At 67.6% G+C, this 23360-nt stretch carries 21 protein-coding genes and 1 pseudogene; 6 read left to right on the top strand and 16 right to left on the bottom strand.

Annotated elements, in window-relative coordinates; all coding sequences use genetic code 11:
- Window positions 1–246 precede the first annotated feature (246 nt).
- Together AC1DHD_RS03875 and AC1DHD_RS03880 are read left to right on the top strand one after the other, a co-directional pair.
- Window positions 247–1251, top strand: coding sequence for an Lrp/AsnC family transcriptional regulator (locus AC1DHD_RS03875; protein ID WP_476878450.1), 1005 nt, complete (start codon window positions 247–249; stop codon window positions 1249–1251).
- Between the two features lie 17 nt (window positions 1252–1268).
- Window positions 1269–1781, top strand: a pseudogene (locus AC1DHD_RS03880) (ATP-binding cassette domain-containing protein); the annotation flags it as partial.
- Window positions 1782–1874: 93 nt separating this feature from the next.
- Here the strand turns inward: AC1DHD_RS03880 and AC1DHD_RS03885 are convergent.
- The 5 genes from AC1DHD_RS03885 to AC1DHD_RS03905 form a co-directional block, all read right to left on the bottom strand.
- A complete protein-coding gene (locus tag AC1DHD_RS03885; protein WP_476878430.1) occupies window positions 1875–2789 on the bottom strand; it encodes a hypothetical protein in 915 nt (304 codons plus the stop codon).
- Between the two features lie 100 nt (window positions 2790–2889).
- Window positions 2890–3504 carry a hypothetical protein gene (locus tag AC1DHD_RS03890; protein WP_476878431.1) on the bottom strand — a complete coding sequence of 205 codons (615 nt, stop codon included), beginning with the start codon at window positions 3502–3504 and terminating at the stop codon, window positions 2890–2892.
- A complete protein-coding gene (locus tag AC1DHD_RS03895) occupies window positions 3501–4307 on the bottom strand; it encodes a TIGR04255 family protein (protein WP_476878432.1) in 807 nt (268 codons plus the stop codon). The genes AC1DHD_RS03890 and AC1DHD_RS03895 overlap by 4 nt, the downstream gene beginning before the upstream one ends.
- Window positions 4308–5061: 754 nt before the next feature.
- Complete coding sequence (locus AC1DHD_RS03900; protein WP_476878433.1) at window positions 5062–5787, bottom strand: SCO1664 family protein; 726 nt, start codon at window positions 5785–5787, stop codon at window positions 5062–5064.
- A 1-nt stretch (window position 5788) separates the two neighbouring features.
- Complete coding sequence (locus tag AC1DHD_RS03905; RefSeq protein ID WP_476878434.1) at window positions 5789–6463, bottom strand: MSMEG_4193 family putative phosphomutase; 675 nt, start codon at window positions 6461–6463, stop codon at window positions 5789–5791.
- Between the two features lie 92 nt (window positions 6464–6555).
- Here AC1DHD_RS03905 and AC1DHD_RS03910 point away from each other — a divergent pair, with 92 nt between their 5' ends.
- From AC1DHD_RS03910 to AC1DHD_RS03925, 4 genes are all read left to right on the top strand, one after another.
- Entirely contained in the window at window positions 6556–7944 is a 1389-nt protein-coding gene (locus AC1DHD_RS03910) for a sigma 54-interacting transcriptional regulator (protein WP_476878435.1), read from the top strand.
- 25 nt (window positions 7945–7969) lie between these two features.
- A complete protein-coding gene (locus AC1DHD_RS03915; RefSeq protein ID WP_476878436.1) occupies window positions 7970–9973 on the top strand; it encodes a vWA domain-containing protein in 2004 nt (667 codons plus the stop codon).
- A gap of 130 nt (window positions 9974–10103) precedes the next feature.
- A complete protein-coding gene (locus AC1DHD_RS03920) occupies window positions 10104–10427 on the top strand; it encodes a YciI family protein (RefSeq protein WP_476878437.1) in 324 nt (107 codons plus the stop codon).
- Complete coding sequence (locus AC1DHD_RS03925) at window positions 10424–11665, top strand: RNA polymerase sigma factor (protein WP_476878438.1); 1242 nt, start codon at window positions 10424–10426, stop codon at window positions 11663–11665. The genes AC1DHD_RS03920 and AC1DHD_RS03925 overlap by 4 nt, the downstream gene beginning before the upstream one ends.
- Window positions 11666–11674: 9 nt before the next feature.
- Here the strand turns inward: AC1DHD_RS03925 and AC1DHD_RS03930 are convergent, their stop codons facing one another.
- From AC1DHD_RS03930 to AC1DHD_RS03980, 11 genes are all read right to left on the bottom strand, one after another.
- Entirely contained in the window at window positions 11675–12358 is a 684-nt protein-coding gene (locus tag AC1DHD_RS03930) for a DsbA family protein (RefSeq protein ID WP_476878439.1), read from the bottom strand.
- Complete coding sequence (locus AC1DHD_RS03935) at window positions 12358–13275, bottom strand: cation diffusion facilitator family transporter (protein WP_476878440.1); 918 nt, start codon at window positions 13273–13275, stop codon at window positions 12358–12360. Before AC1DHD_RS03935 ends, AC1DHD_RS03930 begins: the two co-directional genes overlap by 1 nt.
- Complete coding sequence (locus AC1DHD_RS03940; protein ID WP_476878441.1) at window positions 13272–13601, bottom strand: ArsR/SmtB family transcription factor; 330 nt, start codon at window positions 13599–13601, stop codon at window positions 13272–13274. The genes AC1DHD_RS03935 and AC1DHD_RS03940 overlap by 4 nt, the downstream gene beginning before the upstream one ends.
- Window positions 13602–13666: 65 nt before the next feature.
- Entirely contained in the window at window positions 13667–14527 is an 861-nt protein-coding gene (locus AC1DHD_RS03945) for a cytochrome b/b6 domain-containing protein (protein ID WP_476878442.1), read from the bottom strand.
- Between the two features lie 817 nt (window positions 14528–15344).
- Window positions 15345–16328: an electron transfer flavoprotein subunit alpha/FixB family protein gene (locus AC1DHD_RS03950; RefSeq protein WP_476878443.1), complete on the bottom strand. Its 984-nt coding sequence runs from the start codon at window positions 16326–16328 to the stop codon at window positions 15345–15347.
- An 11-nt stretch (window positions 16329–16339) separates the two neighbouring features.
- Window positions 16340–17116, bottom strand: coding sequence for an electron transfer flavoprotein subunit beta/FixA family protein (locus AC1DHD_RS03955; protein WP_476878444.1), 777 nt, complete (start codon window positions 17114–17116; stop codon window positions 16340–16342).
- 154 nt (window positions 17117–17270) lie between these two features.
- A complete protein-coding gene (gene purU / locus AC1DHD_RS03960) occupies window positions 17271–18167 on the bottom strand; it encodes a formyltetrahydrofolate deformylase (protein ID WP_476878445.1) in 897 nt (298 codons plus the stop codon).
- Between the two features lie 3 nt (window positions 18168–18170).
- Entirely contained in the window at window positions 18171–19544 is a 1374-nt protein-coding gene (locus tag AC1DHD_RS03965; protein WP_476878446.1) for an L-serine ammonia-lyase, read from the bottom strand.
- Window positions 19544–20173 carry a sarcosine oxidase subunit gamma gene (locus tag AC1DHD_RS03970; protein ID WP_476878447.1) on the bottom strand — a complete coding sequence of 210 codons (630 nt, stop codon included), beginning with the start codon at window positions 20171–20173 and terminating at the stop codon, window positions 19544–19546. Before AC1DHD_RS03970 ends, AC1DHD_RS03965 begins: the two co-directional genes overlap by 1 nt.
- The gene (locus tag AC1DHD_RS03975; RefSeq protein WP_476878448.1) at window positions 20166–23117 is read right to left on the bottom strand and encodes a sarcosine oxidase subunit alpha family protein; all 2952 of its coding nucleotides are present in this window, start codon (window positions 23115–23117) and stop codon (window positions 20166–20168) included. Before AC1DHD_RS03975 ends, AC1DHD_RS03970 begins: the two co-directional genes overlap by 8 nt.
- On the bottom strand, window positions 23114–23360 hold a 247-nt coding region (locus tag AC1DHD_RS03980), incomplete at its 5' end, for a sarcosine oxidase subunit delta (protein ID WP_476878449.1). The genes AC1DHD_RS03980 and AC1DHD_RS03975, both read right to left, overlap by 4 nt.

Raw genomic sequence — 23360 nt, forward strand, 5'->3', positions numbered from 1 at the left:
ACGTGTTCTTCACGATGCGGAGGATCGGCGCGGACCACGGCCTGGCCGCCGGCGCCTTCAGAGAGTGATCCAGCTCTCAAGTTACAAACCTAGGGTAGATCGTGTGGCGCAGCAAGGGTTCATGGAAAAATCATTCAGAAAAGTTTAGATGAATGGTTTTTTCACCTACCGAATCCGTCGTTTGGCGGTAGTCTTGAGTCAACACAGCAGCACCACCACGGACCGGCGGAGGCCACCATTCCACTCATCGACGAGACGGACCTCGACATCATCGCGGCCCTGCAGATCGCCCCCAGGGTCCCGGCCAACGCTCTGGCCGAGATCCTGGGTGTGCCGACGAGCACCATCACCCGCCGGCTGAACCGGCTGCAGAACGAGCGGCTGATGAAGGTGATCGGCCGGTACGCGTGGCCGCTGATCCTTTCGGGGAACCCGCAGCAGCTCTGGATCTGCTGTGAACCGGGGCGGTCGGCCAAGGTGGCGGAGCAGCTCAAGGCGTTCCCCGAAGTGCAGTTCGTCATCACCACCTCCGGGACCGGCGACATCTACGCCGACGTTTTCCCGCTGCTGGGAACGGACATGAACGATCTCCTCAGCAACCAGATCCCCTCGCTGCCAGGGATCAGGTCGGTGGAAAGCCGGCTCATCCTCGATTCGCGGCGGGTGGGCCAGAGCTGGCGGATCCAGCGGCTGACGGCGGACCAGAACGACGCGTTGGCCGCGCATGTGGTTCCGGTCAACCTGCCGCCCCTAAGCTCCATCGATGAACTTTCTGACCTGGAATTTGGCACCATGGCCGAGCTGGGCCGCAACGCCCGGGCGTCCGCCGCCGAGGTGGCCCGGACCCTAAACGTGAGCAGCTCTTCCGCGTACCGTGCGATCCAGATGCTGCTGGGTACGGGGGCGATTTCACCCCGGGTGGAGGTCGAACCGTCCGCTGTGGGCTTCCCCCTCACCGCGGTGGTGTCCTTGCAGGTCAAACCGAAGTCGATCTCGCATGTGCTGGACCAGCTGGGCGGCCATGAGTCGGCCCGTATGGTCACGATGGTCACCGGCCAGGCGCCCGTGGTGTTCCATGGTGTCTTCCGGGATCCAGGGAGCCTGGCCGACTTCATTACGGGTGACATCGGTGCGCTGCCGGGCATCCAGTCGATGGACACTCGGGTGGCCATCGACGTCACGCGGCGCTACTGGATGGACCGTAACGGCCCGTTCATCGGCGACCAGGTGGAGGGGCTGCTGAGGAGGTAGGGCTGCTTCAGCGGGGCTCGCGGATGGGGATGGTGCTGCAGGACACCTGGCTGTTCGGCGGGACCATCCGGGACAACATCGCCTACGGCCGGCCCGGTGCGTCGGAGGCGGAGATCTTGGAGGCGGCGAAGGCCACGTACGTGGACCGGTTCGTCAAGTCGTTGCCGCAGGGTTACGACACCGTGCTCGACGACGAGGGCGGGAACGTCTCCGCGGGGGAGAAGCAGCTCCTGACCATCGCCCGGCCGTTCCTGGCCCGGCCGTCGGTGCTGATCCTCGACGAGGCGACGTCTTCGGTAGACACCCGCACCGAGGTGCTGGTTCAGAAGGCGATGAGCGCTTTGAGGAGCGACCGGACGTCGTTCGTTATCGCCCACCGGCTCTCCACCATCCGCGACGCCGACCTCATCCTGGTGATGGAAGCCGGACAGACCGTGGAGCAGAGGAACCATGCTTCACTGCTGGAGGCCGGCGGGGCGTACGCGGCGCGGTACGAGGCCCAATTTGCGGCGCCGGTGGCGGGGGTTTAGCGTGTAGGCCAAAAAGCTCAGTGCGTGTCAGAGCGAATGGAAGTCAGAGGGGTGAGGTGGCGCGTCGAAAGGGACTCCCATAGCGCCGATCGCTTAGTTCGCCAACGGTGCTGGGGGCGAGAGATGTTCCAAGTCAAGGCTCTCTGTCCTGAGGTAAAGGTAGAGGCTGAACTCCTCATCCGTGGATAGCTGGCCAGTGACCGAGGCTACAGCTTCTGCAATTTCGGGCCGTAGGTCACGTTCCTTTGGCTTACACGCCTCAGCCAAAGCTTCCGCAAAAGCCGACCACAGCATGTGCTTGTCTGGAGCCGAGTACGCGGGCCCCTTTTTGGATTGGGGGGCCATCAGTCTGTCGGCAATCTTTGCCACGTCTTCGATCAGTACGCCGTTTTGCCGCAGCTGGTTCATGAGCTCAGGAGATGCCTCGCCCTGATCCATGTCCTCCAGCGAAGGAACGAGAGAAGACGGCACGATTACGTGGATAGTCAGGTGCATCCCGGTTGAGTTCCAGTCGTTGGACTGAATCCTCAAATCGACCGTCTTTCGGAGGATTTGCCCCAGGGAAGACTCCTTGCCATGCCCCTTCGTGATCTTCTCCTGTAGCGGCCGAAACCAAGGCTGCACGTCATCAGGGAAGGGGAATCTACTGAATTTCCGACCTACCTGGGCAGCGAATTTGCTTACGGCGAGGGCATCGGCGGGGTTTACCCCGGATGATAGGCGCCCGCGCTGGGCCAACGATGATTTGGTCACGGTGGAGCAATGTGCCAGATCAACGAAGTAGCTATCCTGGCTGAGGCCAGAAAGATGGACGTATTGGGGCATGCGTCCGCTCTTAGCCATGCCACTCTTGTTCGCGTCCAATTCCACCACCGGGGCGACCACGGTGTATGGCTTGGAGGGTTGCACGAGATCACATGTTTGAGTGATGATAGCGACGCCGTGCGGACAAGCAACTTCCCCCAATGCGTCTGCGCCGACGATCGGCAAAGAATAGAAGTCCAGCACATCGCCTTGGCGGAGCACACGACATGCTGCAACGGTCGCGTCGTCTTGAGCGGTCCCATCATCCGCGTATGACGGGACCGCCACATCGCCGCTACTCAAGTCAGCCGATGAGCCGGTCCGGGGTGTAAGCAGCGACCTGCAGAATTGCCGAATGCGGTTGCCGAGATTTGAGCTTTTCAAAGATGCTGGGTCCTTCAGAGGGAGTTGCAAGGATAAGTGAACGACGTTCTGCCGGACTGCCGCTGGGAAGTCGGCTGATTACGTCCTGCATCTCGCTCAATTGTTCCTCGTTGAGGGCATTCATTCGCCCCCCGCTGGCCCAGTGGTGGACGGCCCTTCGAGAGACACCGAAAATACGCGCAAGTTGTTCCCAAGTGAGACCAGAGTCCGCGTGGAGTCTTCGCACTGATTCGGCAGTGCTCGGGCGCTGTGATTCGTTTGGCGCTCCCTCCACAACGGTCGAGAAAGCGATGGAAGAGGCCAGTGCCGATAGATCGGACAGCCGAGCAGATCGCTCATTGCTGAGCCAGGTTCCAGTGAAACCTTCGCAGATGATTTGTGAATCGAGCACAGGTGTAGCTGGGACACCTGTGGTCGTCATCATGAGGGCAATTAAGCCAACACCGAGGTTCTGCACGGGCCAGTTGGATTCAGTATAAGTCTTTTCATTGCGGTGCTGAGCGGGGCTTTCGGCCGCCGCCAATTGAGTCATCATCGATTGGCTCCAAAATGATCCAAGAATTCGGGCTTGACGGCCCATCTGAAGTACGCGTATGCCAGGGAGGCCAATTCTGTCGCTTTAGCCACGCTGTGAACTGGATCCAGTGGAATTCTCGCCTCGGACGATGCATCCAGATCTAGTAACCAGCTTTTCACGTCAACCGGCGGTATGACCGGATCAATGGTGGCCCCTTTCGGTAGTTGGGCCGACCGGACTCGCAGATGCGATTCGTCGATTTTGTACACTGCCTCGGTTAGCGTGTGAACCATTTCGACTGATTCGCCAAAGTCCGAGGAACCAAGGGCTGGTATTTCAACCAAGTCGCTAAGACGAGCAAAGTCTTCCGTTTTCGAAATGCGATTAGTGTATCGGAATCCAATTCTTTCGATTACTGGAATTTCTACGATAGACAGAAGACTCTTCAGGGCGGACTCCATCCGTGTGAAGAAATCCTGTCGGTTAGTGTAATTCCTTGTCTGAAGTGTCAGGAAGCGCTGGGAGATGAGAACACTCCAGTCCCCATCAGTGCTCGTCCACTCATATATATCATCGCCCTGGGACTGAGAAATGCCTTGCGGAGATAGCTGATATTGCACCTCTTTGTGCTGATTGTTTATTGGGTACTCATGCGCGACTGCACGACCGAAAGAAGTCGCGACATCGCTGATGTCCCCCGTCATTGTCGTTATTTGGGGCCAGCGAATCTGGCTAATAACAAGAATTAGAGGCGCAGTCGTCAACTGAGTCTCTGTCACGGGCTCTCCCGTGAAGGGATTGTTTGAGAGGTAGTCCGCCATACTTCACACTGTACTTCACATGCAGTCCAGACGTGCCCGTTGTTTCTGCCTTGTTATGTGAGGAGAGTCATGGTTTCTTCGATCCACGCGTAGAGAGCACCCTTGACGCCACCTCAGCCAAGAGGCGCGGGGCACGTGGCTACGTTGTCTCCTTCCTCAGCCGCTGATTCGTTATCGTTGTTCTCCTTTTCCATTGCTCTGTCCTGTCGGAGCCGAAAAGGTGCACTTCCATGCTCCTCGTGCCCCCTTCGGCGTCGATCAAAATGTTGCAGATGAAGGCTCAACCTTTATTCGGACAACGTCCGTCCTCTCCATCGGTCGAGCCGAGTTCGCTTGCTTGGATGGAGCCAACAGCCCATCGGATATCTTCCGACATAGGAGTTCTATCTGAACCTCGTCGCGACCCCCCCTCGGTCGTGAGCCGACACCGCTCGGATCACATGCGTTTACAGCACTGAGCGGCAGTCAACGGAAGCGGCGCTAGTGCATGTTGTTGCTGGCTATGGGCGGGGCCTGTGCGCCGTTGTGTGCGGCGCAGGGACGCCGGGTCCGGTAGCTRGTCTTCGCCATAACAATCGATTCTGTTACGCATTCCTGACTTAACCGCCCGAATGGACGTTCACCAGCCTTCGCAAACGTCGGCGAAATCACGGGCGGCTTCGGCCTCGCCTAATTCGTGGACGACCTCGGGGCAGCGTCTTCGCCTACGTCGTTTCCAACCGCTCCGTTTTCGGCACCTAACTCGAGCGTGCCCTTAAACCAGCGGCCACGGATACCGCATGCCCGTCCGGTCCACCGGCAGGGACCCAGCGACCAGCATCCGCTTAGCGCGGCGCTGCAGGGCGGTGACTTCGTCGTCGTCGAGCAGTTCCGCCAGCTCGGCGGGCACGGACTCAGCTAAAGGTGCAATGTCCGAAAGCAGCGCTTCGGGGATGGGTTCGCCGGCGAAGTCCCAGATCACGGTGCGGAGCTTGAAGGCTGCGGAGAAGCACAGCCCGTGGTCGATGCCCCAGATCCGTCCGTCGTCGCCGCGGAGGACGTGGCCGCTCTTGCGGTCGGTGTTGTTGGCGACGAAGTCGTATAGGGCGATCCGGGCCAGTTCTGCGTGGGTCTCGGGGGCGTCCTCGAACAGGGTGAAGTAGTGCTGCTGGAAGTCGCAGTCGATGAACCACTGCAGCGACCCGACGCCCAGCGGAGCATCCTCGCGGATCACCGTCGGCGGGACGAAGCCCCAGCCCAGCGATTCGCTGAGGAGGTAGGCGGCGCGCTCGCGTTTGTAGAGCCCCGGCTCGAAATCGGAGAGCGGCCGTTCGCCGGCCTCCGGCTTGTAGACCGCGTACCCCTCGTCCTCGCCGCAGCTGACCTGGACCAGGAACGTCTGGTTGCTGCTGCGCGGAATGAGGCCAAGCAGCTCGATGCTGCCCTCGGTGAGCAGGGTCAGTTCCCGACCGGACCCGGACCCTCCCGCCACGGAAGCCACGTCAGGATCCCCGCAGCCCGCTGAGCGGTTCCGCCGTCGAATTCACCATGTGCACCGCGGGATCCTGGCCCTCCACAAACGTGATGGCTGAGACCGAGCCCGGGCTGATCATGATCCGCTGGAACAGATCCAGCGGCGTGCCCAGGGCATGGGCCACCGCGGCCTTGATGGGGTCGGCATGCGAGAAGCACACCACCACACCGCCGGCGTGGGCCGCGCACAGGGCCTCCATCGCCCCGACAATCCGGGACTGCATCTCCGGGAAGCTCTCGCCGTCCGGGAAGCGGAACTGGGACGGGCTGTGCTGCACGGTCTGCCACTCCGGCAGCGCCGCGAGGTCCGCGATCGCGGAGCCGGTCCAGCCGCCGAAATCGCACTCCAGCAGCCCGTCGTCGTGCTTCACCGGCAGTCCGGTGCGCGCCGCCGTCGGCTCCGCCGTCTCGCAGGCGCGCTCCAGCGGCGAGGAATAAAGGGCATCTACCGGCAAACCGGCGAGCCGGTCCGCGACCCGTTCGGCCTGCTCGCGGCCGCGGTCGGAGAGGTGCAGCCCCGGCGCGCGGCCGGGGAGGACTGAGCCCGTCGTCGGCGTCTGGCCATGGCGCACCAGCAGCAGCAGGGTGCCGGGGCGTGCGGGCGCGGGAGGAGAAGCTGATTCGTCTGCGGGTGCTGTAGCCATCAGCATCCAGCCTATTGCGCCAGGCGTCCGGATGCGCAGGAATCTCACCAAATCCCTCGATTCCCCGCCGGGTACAGGTCTACGGTGGAGGAGTGAGTGATCGCCCCGAAATCTTCACTGTTGGTGAACTGCGCGCCTCCGGCCACGTCCACAAGGACCTGCGCCGCGAGATCCGCGACAACCTGCTGGCCGCGCTCGCCGCCGGCCGCGACCCCTGGCCCGGGATGTACGGCTTCAGCCGGACCGTCCTGCCCCAGCTCGAACGCGCCCTGCTGGCCGGGCACGACGTCGTCCTCCTCGGCGAACGCGGGCAGGGCAAGACCCGGCTGCTGCGCACCCTGGCCGGGCTGCTGGACGAGTGGTCACCGGTGATCGAGGACTCGGAATTGAACGAACACCCCTACGAACCCATCACCGAGCACTCCCGCGCCCTGGCCCTCACCGAAGGGGACCGGCTGCGGGTGGCGTGGCGGCACCGCTCCGAACGCTACGTCGAGAAGCTCGCGACGCCGGACACCTCCGTCGCGGACCTGATCGGCGACGTCGATCCCATGCGGGTGGCCGAGGGCCGCCGCCTGGGCGACCCGGAAACCATCCACTACGGCCTGGTCCCACGCTCCAACCGCGGCATCATCGCCATCAACGAACTCCCCGACCTCGCCGAGCGGATCCAGGTCTCCATGCTCAACGTCATGGAGGAACGCGACATCCAGATCCGCGGCTACGTGCTGCGCCTGCCGCTGGACGTCCTGGTGGTCGCGTCCGCCAACCCGGAGGACTACACCAACCGCGGCCGGATCATCACGCCCCTGCGGGACCGCTTCGGCGCCGAAATCCGCACCCACTACCCGATCGAGCTCGAGGACGAGGTAGCCGTCATCCGGCAGGAGGGCCATCTGGTGGCCGGCGTCCCGCCCGTCATCCTGGAGATCCTGGCCCGCTACACCCGGGCGCTCCGAGAGTCCCCGGCGATCAACCAGACCTCCGGGGTGTCCGCACGGTTCGCGATCGCCGGCGCCGAAACGGTCGCCGCCGCTGCCCTGCGCCGGGCCAGCGTGCGCGGCGAGGACGAAGCCGTGGCCCGGATCATCGACCTCGAGGCCGCGGTGGAAGTCCTGGCCGGGAAGATCGAGTTCGAATCCGGTGAGGAGGGCCGGGAACAGGACATCCTGGACCACCTGCTGCGGATGGCCACCGCCGAGGCCGTCCGGGCGCACTTCCACGGCCTCGACATGGGCGGCCTCGTCGCCGCACTGGACGGCCACACCACGGTCACCACCGGGGAACTGGTCACGGCCAAGGAGTTCCTGGCGGGCCTCCCGTCCCTCGACGGCTCGAGCCTGTACGACGAGATCGGTGAGCGCCTGGGCGCGGAGAACGACGGGCAGCGCGCCGCCGCCGTCGAACTGGCCCTCGAAGGCCTCTACCTCGCCCGCCGGATCGCCAAGGACTCCGACGACGAGGCCACCATTTACGGGTAACTCCGCCAAGGCTAAGGAGGCCGCCATGAGCGTTCACCACCGGTCCCGCTACAGCCGGTACGCGGGCGGGCCCGATCCGCTCGCGCCGCCGGTGGACCTGGCGGAGGCGCTGGACGCCGTCGCCGAGGACGTGATGGCCGGCTACTCGCCGCGGCACGCCCTGCAGGAATACCTGCGCCGCGGCGGCCGCAACCGGGAAGGGCTCGATGAACTCGCCGGCCGGGTGCAGCAGCGCCGCCAGGACCTGCTGGGCCGGCACAAGCTGGACGGCACGCTAAACGAGGTCCAGAAGCTGCTGGAGACCGCGGTGCTGGAGGAGCGCAAGCAACTGGCCCGCGACGTCCGGATGGACAACACGGACCGCGCCTTCCGCGAGATGCAGCTGCAGAACCTGCCCAAGTCCACCGCGGCGGCCGTCAACGAACTCTCCTCCTACGACTGGCAGTCCAGCACCGCCCGGAAAGCCTACGAACAGATCAAGGACCTGCTGGGCCGCGAGGTCCTGGACCAGCGGTTCGCCGGCATGAAGCAGGCCCTTGAAGGCGCCACCGAGGAGGACCGCGCCGCCGTCGCCGAAATGCTGGCCGACCTCAACGAACTGCTCGACACGCACCGCCGCGGCGAGGACACGGAGGCCGACTTCCAGGACTTCATGGCCAAGCACGGCCAGTTCTTCCCGGAAAACCCGCAGTCGGTCGAGGAGCTGATCGACGCGCTCGCCCAGCGCTCGGCCGCCGCCCAGCGGATGCTGCGCTCCATGTCCGCCGAGCAGCGCGAGGAACTGATGCAGCTTTCCGCCCAGGCCTTCGGCTCACCGGAGCTTATGGCACAGCTGGGCCAACTCGACGCCAACCTGCAGGCGTTGCGCCCCGGCGAGGACTGGTCCGGCTCCGAACAGTTCAACGGCGAGGAAGGGCTGGGCCTCGGCGACGGGACCGGCGTGCTGCAGGACCTCGCCGAACTGGACGAACTCGCCGAGCRGCTTTCCCAGTCCTACAACGGCTCCCGGCTGGATGACCTGGACCTCGATGCGCTCTCCCGCCAGCTGGGGCAGGACGCGGCCGTCTCCGCCCGGACGCTCGCGGAGATCGAGAAGGCCATGCACGACGGGGGTTTCCTGCGGCGCGGTGCCGACGGCGACCTGAGCCTCTCCCCGCAGGCCATGCGGCGGCTGGGGAGGTCGTTGCTGCGGGATACCGCCAAGCAGCTCTCCGGCCGGCAGGGCCGCCGCGACACCCGGGTTGCCGGTGCCGCGGGGGAGCAGACCGGGTCCAGCCGGCCGTGGGAGTTCGGCGATGCGGAGCCCTGGGATGTCACCCGGACCATCACCAACGCCATCCGCCGGACCATTGCCGACGGCGGCGACCCGCGCCACGGGCTGCGCCTGGCCGTGGACGACATCGAGGTCACCGAAACTGAGGCCCGCACGCAGGCCGCCGTCGCGTTGCTGGTGGATGTGTCGTTTTCGATGGCCGCGGAGGGGCGCTGGGTGCCGATGAAACGCACCGCGCTGGCACTGCACCACCTCGTGTCCACCCGGTTCCGCGGCGACCGGCTGCAGCTGATCAGCTTCGGCCGCTACGCCCGGTCCATGGACATCGGCRAACTCACGGCCCTGCCGGCGCTCCGCGAACAGGGCACCAACCTGCACCACGGGCTCCAGCTGGCCGGCCGGTTCTTCCGCCAGCACCCGGCAATGCAGCCGGTCCTGCTGGTGGTGACCGACGGCGAACCCACCGCGCACCTGGAGGCCGACGGCGAATCCTGGTTCAACTGGCCGCCGGACCCTGAGACCATCCGCGTGACGGTGGCCGAGTTGGACCGGCTGGGCCGCGCCGGCACCCAGGCGACGTTCTTCCGTCTGGGAAGCGACCCCGGCCTGGAGCGTTTCGTGGCCCGGATGGCCCGGCGGATCGACGGCCGCGTCGTGGCCCCCGACGCCGGGGACCTGGGCGCCGCCGTCGTCGGGGAGTACCTCCGCGCGCACTTCCGCGGCCGGGCGTTCGGGGACGAGGACTGGGCTAGGTAGAGCACCCAAAGCCGGACACCGCCGTCGTCGGATATCCGCACAATTTTTGTCGGATCGGTGCAGAGTTGTTCGTAGCAATGGTGAGCGGCCGCCCAGGAGGGGCGCCCCGAACCGTAGGAGACGAGTTGCCATGCAGTTTTTGCTTTCCGTCATTCACAACCAGCGTGAGCTCGCCCCGTCGGATGAGATGGCTGCCATCGACGTGTTCAACGACCGGCTCCAGGCCGACGGGCACTGGGTCTTCGCCGGGGGCCTCGGTTTCCCCGACACCGCCACCGTCATCGACAACCGCGGCAAGGCGCCGGTGGTAACGGACGGCCCGTTTGTGGAGTCGAAGGAATACCTTGCCGGTTTCTGGATCATCGAAGCGCCCGACCTCGACGCCGCACTGCAACTGGCAACCGAGGGGTCGAAGGCGTGCAACCGCAAGGTCGAGGTGCGCCCGTTCCTGTGAGTGGAAGTGACGTCGGAGGAGCGATCAACGAGGCCTACCGCGGGGAGTGGGGGCGGATCGTGGCCGCACTGGCGCGGCGGTTCGGCGATCTTGACCTCGCCGAGGAGGCTACGGCCGAGGCATTCGCGACCGCTGTGGAGCGGTGGCCGTCCGACGGCGTCCCCGGCAACCCCGGCGCGTGGCTGACCACCACGGCCAAACGCAAAGCCATTGACCGGATCCGGCGCGAAAACAAACGCGACAGCAAACATCAGGAGGCCCAGTTGGTGTTCGACGACCACCCGCCTGAGCCCACCGGCGCCATCGACGACGACCGGCTCCGGCTGATCTTCACGTGCTGCCACCCCGCGCTGGCCATGCAGACCCGCGTGGCGCTGACCCTGCGGATGCTCGGCGGCCTGACCGTCCCGGAAATTGCGCGCGCCTTCCTTGTCCAGGAGGCCGCAATGGCGCAGCGGATCACCCGGGCGAAGGCCAAGATTAAAGCCGCCCGCATCCCGTACCGCGTACCGTCGGTAACGGACCTCTCGGAGCGTGTCTCCGGGGTGCTGTCCGTGCTGTACCTGATCTTCAACGAGGGCTATCTGGCCTCAGGCCCCGAGTCCGATCCCGTCCGTGCCGACCTGACCGCCGAGGCGATCCGGCTCACCCGCCTGGTCCGCGCCCTGCTGCCCGACGACGGCGAGGTGGCCGGCCTGCTGGCCCTGATGCTCCTCACGGAGGCCCGCCGGACCGCACGGATTTCGGCCAGCGGCGAGCTGGTCACCCTCGATGAGCAGGACCGGTTCGCGTGGGACGCGGGCCTGATCGCCGAGGGCCGTGGCCTGGTCCGGGAGACCATGGCGGCCGGGACGGAGCCGGGTCCGTACCAGATCCTTGCCGCGATCAATGCCGTGCACACCTCGGCCCGGGATGTCCGCGACACCGACTGGTCACAGATCGTGGCCCTCTACGACCGGCTGGTGGCCCGCGACCCGTCGCCGGTCATCGCCCTGAACCGGGCCGTCGCCGTCGCCGAAATGGACGGCCCGGGGGTGGCGCTGGCCGCCGTTGACCGCCTGGAAAACGAGCTGTCCGGCTACCACGCGTTCCATGCCACCCGTGCCGAGCTGCTGCGGCGGCTGGGCCGCGGCCTGGAGGCCCGCCTGGCGTATGACCAGGCCATCGCACTGGCCGGCAACTCCGCCGAGGCCGCTACCCTGAAGCGCCGCCGCGACCAGGTGCCCGCCCGGCCCTAGCAGCGCGGTTTACTTGGCGGCGTCGGCGAGCTGCTGGCGGAAGTCCGCCTCGCTGTTGAGCGTCAGCATCTTGCCGTTGAGGAAGAACGTCGGCGTTCCGGTCACTCCCAGGGAGCGGCCGTCCGCGACGTCCTTGCGGATCCGGTCGGCGGTGTTGTTGTCCGCCACCRCGGCGTCGTACTTGGCCAGATCGAGTCCAAGGTCCCGGGCGTAGGTGCGGAACAGGGGCGCCTGCGAGTCCTGCTTCCCGCCCCACTGCGTCTGGGTGTCGAACATTTTGGCGTACATCTGCCCGTACTTACCCTGTTGGGCGGCGGCTTCCACGGCCAGAGCCGCGGTTCCGGAGTTCCGGTGCCCGGGCAGCGGGAAGTAGCGGTTGACGAACGTGATCCGGTCCCCGAAGTCCTTCTTCAGCTCTTCCACCAACGGGTAGGCGGCCAGGCAGGATTCACACTCGAAGTCCAGGAACTCCACCAGCTGGGCCTTCTCTGCGGCCGGGGCGGTGACGCGGTGGCTGTCGTCGCGGACCAGCTGCGCGTCGGCGGCCGGCTGCGCGGCGGGCGGGGCCGGTTTGGTCGCGCTGAAGACCGCGTACCAGACCAGGCCTCCCGCGACGATGATCCCAAGGAGGATCCAGAGGACCAGACGGACCTTTTTCGCGGGGTCCGCCGGGGCGGTGGAGGGGTGTGCCATCAGTGGTGGATGCTTTCCTGGTCGCGGTGGGCCGCCGGTTCGATCTGGAAGGTGGAGTGTTCGACGCTGACGTCGAAGTGTTTGGCCACGCAATGCTGCAGGTCCGCCAGGATGGTCGCGGCGTGGCCGTCGGTCATGCAGGTGTCCTCCACGGTGACGTGCGCGGACAGGACGGCGGTGCCGGAGGCCACCAGGGAGGCATGGAGGTCGTGGACGTCGATCACGTGCGGCACGGCCAGGATGTGCTCGCGGACCTGGGCCATGTCGAGCCCTTGCGGGGCATTTTCCATCAGCACGTTAACGGTGTCCCGCAGCAGTTTCAGGGTGCGCGGGATGATCAGGACGCCGATCAGGAGGGACACGACGGCGTCGGCCTGGACCCAGCCGGTGACGGCAATGATGATTGCCGCCGCAATGACGGCCACCGACCCGAGGGCGTCATTGAGCACCTCAAGGAACGCGGCCTTCATGTTGAAGTTGTGGTGCCGTCCTGACGCCAGGACAACAAGGCCGACGGCGTTGCCGGCCAGGCCGATGATCCCGAACCAGAGCATGGTGGAGCCGCCCACCTCGGGTGGCTCGATGAGGCGGCGGATGCCCTCGACAATGACGAACGCGCCGACCCCGAGCAGCAGGGCGGCCTGCCCGGCCGCGGCGATGATCTCGGCCCGCTTGTAGCCCCAGGTCCGCTTGGTGGTGGCCGGCTTCAGGGCCAGCGAGGCGGCGATCAGGGCGATCAGGAGCCCGGTGGAGTCGGTGAACATGTGACCGGCGTCGGCCAGGAGCGCGAGGCTGCCCGTGAGGAAGGAGCCCACGATCTCCGCGATCATCACCGTGAAGGTGATGGCGAAGACCAGAATCAGTTTCCGCCGGTTGCCGGCCGCCGCCGCGCCGTGGTCGTGGCTGTGCCCGCTCATGCCTGGCTCCACGACTCGTCGGGTGCGCAGCAGGTCGGGTCCACGGCCAGCACCACTCCCAGCAGATCGCCGATCGCATGCCCCAGCCGTGCGTCGGCGAGCTCGTACCGGCTACGCCGGCCGTCCGGAACAGCAACCACGAGGCCGCAGCCGCGAAGGCACGTCAGATGGTTGGAGATGCTTTGCCGGGACACGTCCAGGGCATCGGCCAGGCCGGATGGGTAGGCCGGTGCGTCCGCGAGGGCCAGCAGGATCCGTGCCCGGGTGGGGTCCGAGACGGCGAAGCCGAACCGCGCCAGGACCGGGGCATGGGTGAGGGTTTCCATGCCTTCAAAGTACAGCTGCGGATGTATTCAGGCAATTCTGTATTACGGCATCAACGGCAACGGCCTCAGCGGCTGCTCACCTTGCCGAACAGCCTGGCAAGGGGCGCGAGCACGATCGGGCGGGCGGCGTACCAACCGGCCGCCGTGACGGCGATGGCCGCCGCGAACAGCCAGAACCCGGTCCAGTTCACGGCGTCGGTACCGGCGAACATGTGGTTCAGGTTGCGCAGGGCACCGGTCGCGAACACTAGGAAGACGTGGATGAGGATGAACAGGACAAAGAACAGCATGGTGGGGAAGTGCAGGGCCCGGGCGACCTCCACGGGGTAGACCCGGTTCAGCGTCTTGGCGTTCTTCGGCCAGAATTCGCTCATCCGGGCGCCCGTGACAGCGGCGAGCGGGGCCGCGATGAACACCACGATGAAGTACATCAGCTGCTGCAGGCTGTTGTAATTGACCCACCCGTTCTCCACCGGCCAGTCCAGGGTCATGTACTGCAGGAGCGCTGACGCCGCGTTGGGGAACACCTCCCAGCTGGTCGGCACAATCCGCATCCAGTGCCCGGACGCGAAGAGCAGCACCGCGAAAATCAGCCCGTTGGCCAGCCAGATGATGTCCAGCGACTGGTGCAGCCACAACGTGATGCTGATTTTCTTGCCGCCGCGTTTCGGGGTCCAGAACGCGGGCGGTTTCTGCTGGGTTCGCACCTGGTAGCCCGAACGGATGATGAGCACCATCAGGAAGATGTTCAGGAAGTGCGCCCACTGCGCCCACCACGGGAAGCCCGGTTCGGCGGCGTCCGGCAGCCGGTACTCGCCCGGGTACCTTTCGAGGAACGCCGGGACGCCGGGCAGGGTGGTCACGCCGCGGGCGGCCAGCACCAGAATCCCCGCGGCGGCCACGGCTCCGGCCGCGAGGAACACCACGAGTTTGATCCACTGACCCAGGGTGCGGGAGCCGTAAAGCCGGGCCTCGGCCTTCGGTGGCGCTGGTTTTTGGGGCGCTGGTTCTTGCGGCGCGGGTTTAGGCGCATGGCCGAGGGAGCGGCCTGTGCCGCGGGTGCGGCCGGAGAAACCTCGGGCGTCGGCGTGACTGGCGACGGCGGGGCGGGGGCTGCCGCCGCCGCTTTGACCGGCGGCTCAGGTACCGGCTGGGGTGCCGGCTCAGCTGTCGGCGCGGCCCCCGGCGCGGCCTGGGCCGCGGGAGCGACGGCCGGTGCCGGCGCGGGTCCGGCGGGCGGCCACGGCTCTCCGCCTGGCACACGCGGAAGTCCGCGGCGAAGCTGGCCGGCTCCCGCCGTCGCTGCAGCCGGGGCAGCTGAGGACGTCGCCGCCTCGTTCGTTTGGAGTGGGGCGGCGGGGGCAGGCGTAGGCTCCGGGGCACTGGCCGCAGCGGCCGACTCGGCGGCCGCCGGTTCCGCCGGTGCTGAGGGCCGGGCCGGACTCCCTACCGGTACGTCACCGGCCGGCGGCCAGGCCTCGCCGCCCGGCACACGGGGCAAGCCGCGGCGCAGCTGCCTTGATCCGCCTGCGCCAATTGACGGCGCGACCGCGGGGGCCTCAAATCCGGAGGCTTCAGGCGCGGGAACGGCCGCTGCCGCTGCCGTCGTCGCCGCTGACGTGTTGGGGACCGCAGCAGGGGCTGCGGCCAGACGTGCGGGCGCTTCGCCGGCGGGCGGCCAGGGCTCGCCGCCCGGCACGCGCGGCAGGCCCCGCCGGAGGGACCGGGACTGGGTTGCCATCGCTACTTCTTCCGGGCCTCGAGGGCGCTGATCAGCTGGGGGACCACCTTGAAGAGGTCGCCCACCACGCCGTAGTCGGCGATGTCGAAGATGGGGGCGTCAGGGTCCTTGTTGATGGCGACGATCGTCTTCGCGGTCTGCATGCCGGCCCGGTGCTGGATCGCACCCGAAATCCCGAGCGCAATGTAGAGCTGCGAGGACACCGAAACCCCGGTCTGCCCCACCTGGTGCGCCTGGGGGATGTAACCCGCGTCCACCGCGGCCCGCGAGGCTCCGATCGCGGCGCCCAGGGTGTCGGCCAGCTGCTCCACGAGGGCGAACTGCTCCACCGAGCCGAGGCCGCGGCCGCCGGCAACCACCTTCGCGGCCCCGCGCAGTTCGGGCCGTGACGTGGCGGCGACCGCTTCCTCGAACGAGTCAATGCGGGCGGACGGCTTCCCGGAGGCCGGCACCTCCAGGGTCTCCGACGCCGGCGGCTGGGCCGTGGCACGTGCGTCGATCGCACCCTGCCGGACCGTGATGACCGGCGCCCCGAACGTGGCCGTGGACGTTACGTTGTAGGCGCCGCCATAGACCGAATGATGCGCCACCACGCCCTCCTCGTCCCGGGCCACCCCGACGGCGTCGGCCGACACGGCGGCACGGGTGCGGGCGGCGTACCGGCCGGCCAGGTCACGTCCGTTCAGGGAATGCGAGATCAGGATGGCATCCGGGGCCGTCCGCTCCACGGCGGCGGCCAGCGCGTCCACGGCCGGCGTCCCCAGGGCGGCAGGGTCCGGGGTCTCAGCGATCAGGACGTGCGCGGCGCCGAGGCCCGCGGCTTCGGCGGCGGCAGCGCCCCCGGTACCGGGCGCGGCCAGGACCAGGGCAACCGGTGTGCCGACCGACGCGGCTGCGCCCAGGAGTCCGGGGGCCGCCTTCTCCAGTTCACCGGAAGGCCCGGCTTCGACGACAACGAGGATTGCATCACTCGGGAAATCAGTCATGTCCGTGCTCCTTACGCCAGGCGGTTTTCGATCAGGAAGTCGGCGAGTTTCTCGCCGGCGTCGCCGTCGTCGGTGATCTTGACGCCCGCGGTGTGCGGGGGCTTTTCCGCGACAGCCAGCATGATCGATCGCGCCGCGTCCGGGTTGTCGGCGGTGACGCCCAGATCGGCCAGGGTGAGGACTTCGAGGGGCTTCTTCTTCGCGGCCATGATGCCCTTGAAGTTCGGGAAGCGGGGGCCGGGAAGCGCCTCGGTGATGGAAATGACCGCGGGCAAGGACGTCGAAACCTGCTGCACCCCGGAGTCGACGGGCCGGGTCCCGGACACGGTGCCGTCGCCGATCTCCACGGCGCTCAGGCCGGAGGCGAGCGGCACGTCCAGCAGTTCGGCCAGCATTGCGGGGATCATGCCGCCGGATCCGTCGGTGGAGACGTTGCCGGTGACCACCAGGTCGAATCCGATGCGGCGGAGGGCAGCGGCGAGGGTCTCGGCGGTGAGCCCCAGATCCGCGCCCCGGAGTGCCTCGTCCGTGACATGGGTGGCGCTGCCGGCGCCCATGGCCAGGCCCTTGCGGATGGTYGCCGTGGCRCCCTCGGGWGCGAGSGAGAGGACMGCGACSTCGGTGCYSKCGTKMGCGTCGGCGTASGTSAGCGCCAGTTCCAGGGCCCGCTCACCGATCTCGTCGATGACCGCGTCGCTGGCGCCGCGGTCTGCGAGGCCGGTCTCGAGGCTCAGTTTTCGGTCCCCGTACGTGTCCGGGACTTCCTTGACTAGGACGACAATCTTCATCGATGGCTCTTCCTGTGGCGGGCATGCCGCCATAGCGGAGACATGTCGAATCTCCATAGAGTCTACGAAAGTGCAGCCGTCCCGGCATGCAGGACGCGTGCCGCCGGGAAAAGTGGCCGGCCGGACCCGGTGCGGTCCGGCCGGCCGGGCGGAGCTACCGGAGCACTACCGTCCTGTTGCCCTGCAGGATTACCCGGCCCTCGCAGTGCCAGCGCACGGCGTTGCTGAGCGCCTTGCACTCCGTGTCCCGGCCGGCCGCAACGAGGTCCTCCGGCCCGTAGGTGTGGTCCACCTCCACCACCTGCTGGGAGATGATGGGCCCCTCGTCCAGCTCCGCGTTGACGTAGTGCGCGGTGGCCCCGACGGTCTTCACGCCGCGGGCGTAGGCCTGGTGGTACGGCTTGGCGCCCTTGAAGCTGGGCAGGAACGAGTGGTGGATGTTGATGGCCCGCCCGTCCAGCTTCCGGGTGAGGGCGTCGCTGAGGACCTGCATGTAGCGGGCCAGGACCACCAGCTCGACGTCGAAGTGGTCGATGAGCTCCAGCAGCCGGCCCTCCGCCTCCGGTTTGGTGGCGGCGGTGACAGGGACATGGAAGAACGGGATGCCGTGCCATTCCACCAGCGCCTGATGGTCCGTGTGGTTGGAGACCACGGCCACCACGTCCACGGGGAGTTCGCCGATCCGGGCCCGGAACAACAGGTCGTTGAGGCAGTGCCCGAACTTGGAGACCATGATCAGCACCCGGCGCTTGGATCCCTGTGGCTCCAGCCGCCAGCTCATCCCGAACCGCTCCGCCATGGGGGCGAAAGCGGTCCGCAGGGCAGCGGCGGTGGAGGCATCGCCGTCGGACGCGAAGTGCACGCGCATAAAGAAGTGCCCCTCGGAGCGCTCACCGAACTGTTTGTTGTCGATGATGTCGCAGCCGTGTTCGAGCAGGAAGCCGGAGACGGCGTGCACAATGCCTGGCGTCTCCGGGCAGTCCAGCGTCAGGACATGCTCAACGGCGGTGGCGGCCCCGGCCCGGAACGGTTCAGTCTGGATGGCGGTCATGGGTCAGCACTCGATCACGTTGACGGCGAGGCCCCCGCGGGAGGTCTCCTTGTATTTGGTCTTCATGTCCGCTCCTGTCTCGCGCATGGTTTTGATGGCTTTGTCCAGCGATACCTTGTGGCTGCCGTCGCCGTGCAGCGCCAGCCTGGCGGCATTGATGGCCTTCACGCTGGCGATCGCGTTCCGTTCGATGCAGGGGATCTGCACCAGGCCGCCCACGGGGTCGCAGGTCAGGCCCAGGTTGTGTTCAATCCCGACTTCCGCGGCGTTTTCCACCTGTTCCGGGGTGCCGCCGAGCACCTCGCAGAGCCCGGCGGCGGCCATCGAGCAGGCGGATCCCACTTCGCCCTGGCAGCCCACTTCCGCGCCGGAGATGGAGGCGTTGATCTTAAACAGGATCCCGACGGCGGCCGCCGCCAGCAGGAACCGGACCACACCGTCGTCGTCCGCCCCCGGGACGAACTTGGCGTAGTAGTGCAGCACCGCGGGAACAATGCCGGCCGCGCCGTTGGTCGGGGCGGTAACGATCCGGCCGCCGGCCGCGTTTTCCTCATTCACGGCCAGCGCAAAGAGGTTCACCCATTCCATGGCCCGGAGCGGATCCGTGGTGCCGGTGTCCGCCGTCAGGGTCCGGAAGAGCGATGGCGCACGGCGCGGGACGTTCAGCCCGCCGGGAAGGATGCCTTCCGCGGCGCAGCCGTTGTCCACGCACTCCCGCATGACCACCCAGAGGGCCAGCAGCTTCTGCCGGACCTCGGCCTCGCTGTGCCAGACGAGCTCGTTGGCAAGCATCACCTCGGAGATGGACATGCCCTCCCGCCGGCACACCGCCAGGAGTTCGTCCGCCGTCGTGAAGGGATACGGCAGCACGGTGTCATCCGGGACCACCTTGTCCGCACCGTCGGCGTCGCCGTCCACGACGAAGCCGCCCCCAACGGAATAGAAGCTCCGTTCGCTGAGCACCGCCCCGGTGTGGTCCAGGGCCCGGAACGTCATGCCGTTCGGGTGGGCCGGCAGGGACTTGCGGCGGTGCAGGACCACGTCCTCGTCCCAGTTGAAGTCCACCCGGTGGTCCCCGCCGATCCGGAGTTCGGCGTCCAGGGCCGCGGCGGCCACCTGGTCGTCCGCCGTGGCGGTGTCCACGGTCTCCGGGTCCAGGCCCTGCAGCCCCAGCACCACGGCCTTGTCCGAACCGTGGCCGYGCCCGGTGGCACCGAGCGAGCCGAACAGCTCGGCCTGAACGCGGGCCGTCGCGCTGAGCTGGCCGTCGCCCTTGAGGCCGTCCGCGAACAGCTTCGCCGCCCGCATCGGGCCGACCGTGTGCGAAGACGACGGCCCGATGCCAACGGAAAACAGGTCCAGGACGCTGAGGGCCATCAGGGCACCTCGGGGGAAGCGAACTCCCTCATGGCGTCCAGCAGCCAGCGGCCCAGGAAGTCCGCGAAGGACGCGCGGGGGAAGAGCCGGAAGCTGTCCTCGGCGGTCTTCAGCAGCACCACCGGGATGTTGCCGACCTCCGTGGCCAGGGCGGTCCCGGGGGTGAAGGCGCGCGGGTGCAGGTCCAGGGCGCAGCCCTTTTCCAGCACCGCCCGGGCCCGCGGACCGGAGAGCTCGAACGTGGTGCGGTTCGCGGAGAGGTCCACCACCTGGCCCGGGGCATCGCCCAGGGCCGCGGTGAGGGAGCCGACGAGGCCGCCGTCCAGGGCGGTCTCTTCCGGGGCGACCACCAGGAACTCGGACGGCCCGAGCCACAGGACCTGGACGGGCAGGTTGCCGGCGACGTCGCCGCAGCCGGCCGGCAGCCCGCCGGTGATGGCGGCGATCCGTGCGGCATCCGCGGTGTGCGGGGCGACGCGGACCCCGGCCATGGTCTGGAACGGAAGTTCCCGGAGCGCCACGGTGCCGGCGATGGAGCCGGCGTCCAGGGCGGCGGCCAGGCTGGAGGCGGGGCTGCGCCGGAYTTCCCGGAGCGCGTTGCTGCCGGTGAGTGCTGCTGTGTTAGCCATCTTTGCGGGTCCCTTCGGAGTCAAAAAGTACGGTTTCGGCGACGACGACGTCCACCAGCTGGTCGCCCGCGGCGGCCACAAGGGTCTCGCCGATGCGGTTGCGGCCGTTCTTGATCAGCGCCAACGCGAACGACCTGCCCAGCGCGGCGCTGTGGTAGCTCGAGGTCACGAATCCCTGCATCGGGACCGGACCGAACGCGGGATTCGTGCTGATTCCCTGTTCGACCAGCTGGGTGCCCTCCGGGAGCCGCAGGGACTTGTCCACCGGAAGGACGCTGACCAGGTGCTTGCGGTCCTGCCGCTGCGCATCGGCCCGGGCGTAGGAGCGTTTGCCGATGAAGTCCTTGGCCTTGGAGACCACCCACTCCATCCCGGCGTCCTGCGGGGTGACGGTGCCGTCGGTGTCCTGGCCCACGATCGGGTAGCCCTTCTCGGCCCGGAGCACGTGCATGGTTTCGGTGCCGTACGGGGTGATGCCGAACTCGGCGCCCGCGGCCGCGACGGCCTCCCACGTGTTGAGCCCGTACCAGGCCGGGACGTTGATTTCGTAGGCCAGTTCGCCGGAGAAGGAGATCCGGCAGACCCGTGCCTGCACGCCGGAGGCGAGGGTGGTTTCGCGGAAGGTCATGAACGGGAAAGCCTCGGCGTCCAGTCCGCCCCCGGCGGCCAGCCCGGGCGCCACCTTCGCGAGCACCGCCCGGGATTTGGGCCCGACGACGGCGATGGTGGTCCACTGTTCGGTCACCGAGGTGCAGTGCACATCCAGGTCAGGCCATTCGGTCTGCAGCCACTCCTCCAGCCAGTCGAGCACCTTCGCGGCGCCGCCCGTCGTGGTGGTCATGAAGTACCGGTCCTCGTCGAGGCGCAGGGTCACKCCGTCGTCGAAAATCATGCCGTCGGCCATGCACATCACCCCGTAGCGGGCCGATCCCGGCGCCAGTTTCTTGAACGCGTTGGTGTAGACCCGGTTAAGGAACTCCCCGGCGTCCTTGCCGCGGATCTCGATCTTTCCGAGCGTGGTGGCGTCCATAAAGCCCACGGATTCCCGGACGGCGGCGCACTCGCGCAGGACGGCCGTGTCCATATCCTCGCCGGCCTGCGGGTAGTACCAGGGGCGCTTCCACTGCCCGACGTCCTCGAACAAAGCGCCCTGGGCGACGTGCCACGAGTGGATGGAGGTCTTGCGGGCTGGGTCGAACAGTTCCCCGCGSTGGCGTCCGGCCAGGGCCRCGAAGGCCACCGGCGTGAAAGGGGCCCGGTAGGTGGTGGTGCCGATGTCGCCGATTCCCCTGGACGCTTCGCCGGCCTGGCGGAGGGCTGCGGCGATCACGCCGATCGCGTTGACACCGGAGGTCTTGCCCTGGTCATTGGCGGTGCTGATGGAGGTGTAGCGCTTGATGTGTTCCACGGACCGCAGGCCGGCCCCGGTGGAGCGCAGCACGTCGGCCACGCTCTGGTCCCGCTGGAAGTCCACAAAGTGGTGGTGCCAGTCGTCGGCCGTGCCGGCCTGGCCGGGGACCAGCCACAGCTGGCGGGTCGGGGCGGAAGCCTGCGGCTCGCGCAGCGTAGCGGGCACGATGGGGGAGTCGAAGCCGGCGGCGATGGCGGCCGCGGCGCCGGCGGAGACGCCCTCGGCGAGGCAGTCGGCCAGTTCGAAGCTGCCGCGTCCCGAGCCGATGGTCTGCTGGGCCGGAACCACGGTGCTGGGAACGAAGGCCGCGAGGTCCTCGTCCCAGCGCAGTTTGCCCTGCCGCTGGGAGTGGAGGTGGACCAGCGGGCTCCAGCCGCCGGAGACGGCCAGCAGGTCGCAGGCGATCTCCTCGATGCCGGAGGTGAGCTCGCCGTCGTCGTTGATGCTGCGGACCGTGACGGTGGCCAGCCGGCCGGTGCCCGTGGCGGGGTCCGTGCCGGTGTCGGCGACGGCGCTGCCGATCAGCACCCGGGTGCCGGATTCGGCGGCCGCCGCGGCGACGTCGCTCAGCCGGGACCGGGCGTCGACGACGGCGGCAACCTTGACGCCCGCGGCGCGCAGGTCGGCGGCCAGGGCGTAGGCGCTGTCGTTGGTGGTGCCGATGACCACCCGAGTCCCCGCCGCCACGGCATACCGGTTCAGGTAGCTGCGGACGGCGGAGGCGAGCATGATGCCGGGCCGGTCGTTGTTCTCGAAGACCAGCGGGCGCTCGTGGGCGCCGGGGGCCAGCACCACCTGCGCGGCGCGGACGTGCCAGATGCGCTGCCGGGAGACCCCGGGGGCGRCCGGGCTGGAGAGGTGGTCCGTGCGGTTCTGCACGGCGATGACGTAGTTCGCGTCGTAGGCGCCGAAGGCCGTGGTGCGGTTCAGGACCGTGGTTTCGGCGCCGGAGATGAGCTCGGCCTCGACGTCCGCGACCCATTCCAGCGCCGGCTTGCCTTCGATGGTTTCGGCCACGTCCGGAGCGGCCGGGCCGGACAGGAGCGAGCCGCCGAGCTCGGGCTGGTCATCCATCAGGATCACGCGTGCCCCGGTGCGGGCTGCCTCGCGGGCGGCGGCCAGCCCGGCGGGACCGCCGCCGACCACCAGGACGTCGGTGTGGACGTACTTCTTGTCGTATTCGGCCCGGTCATCGGCCGGATCGAGGCGGCCCAGGCCGTTGAGCCACTGCGCTTGGAGGCCGTCCACCAGTGTGACGGTGGTGGCGGGCAGCATGGACTCGGCCACGTGGCCCGGGAAACGGGGTTCCACCCGGACCAGGGCGTTGGGTTCCTCCACCCCGGCGGACAGGATGCCGCGGGGGCGGTCCTCGTAGAGCGAGTTGCCGGCGCTGATCCGGCCGTTGGCGAGCAGGGCCGAGGCGAGGGTGTCGCCGGGGTGGCCCGTGAATTCCTCGCCGTCCACGGTGAAACGCCAGGAGATGGTGCGGTCGATGCGGCCGCCGGCGGCGAGTCGGGCGTTCTGGGACGTCACTTGGTTGCTCCTTCCGGGGCGGTGGTGCTGGTAGGGGAGGTGCTGGTGCCGGGGCGGGGTGCGCCCATCGGGTAGACGGCCTGGATGTCGTAGGTGACGGTGTCGCGGAGCACGTTGAACCACTGCCGGCACCCGGTGCTGTGCAGCCAGCGCTCGGCGAAGGCGCCCTTGGTGTTGTCGCGGTAGAACAGGAATTCGGCCCATTCACGGTCGCTGAGTTCGTTCGGGTTCTCGGGGTAGGGC

It is taken from the genome of Arthrobacter sp. 05L45_2, from assembly GCF_056397525.1.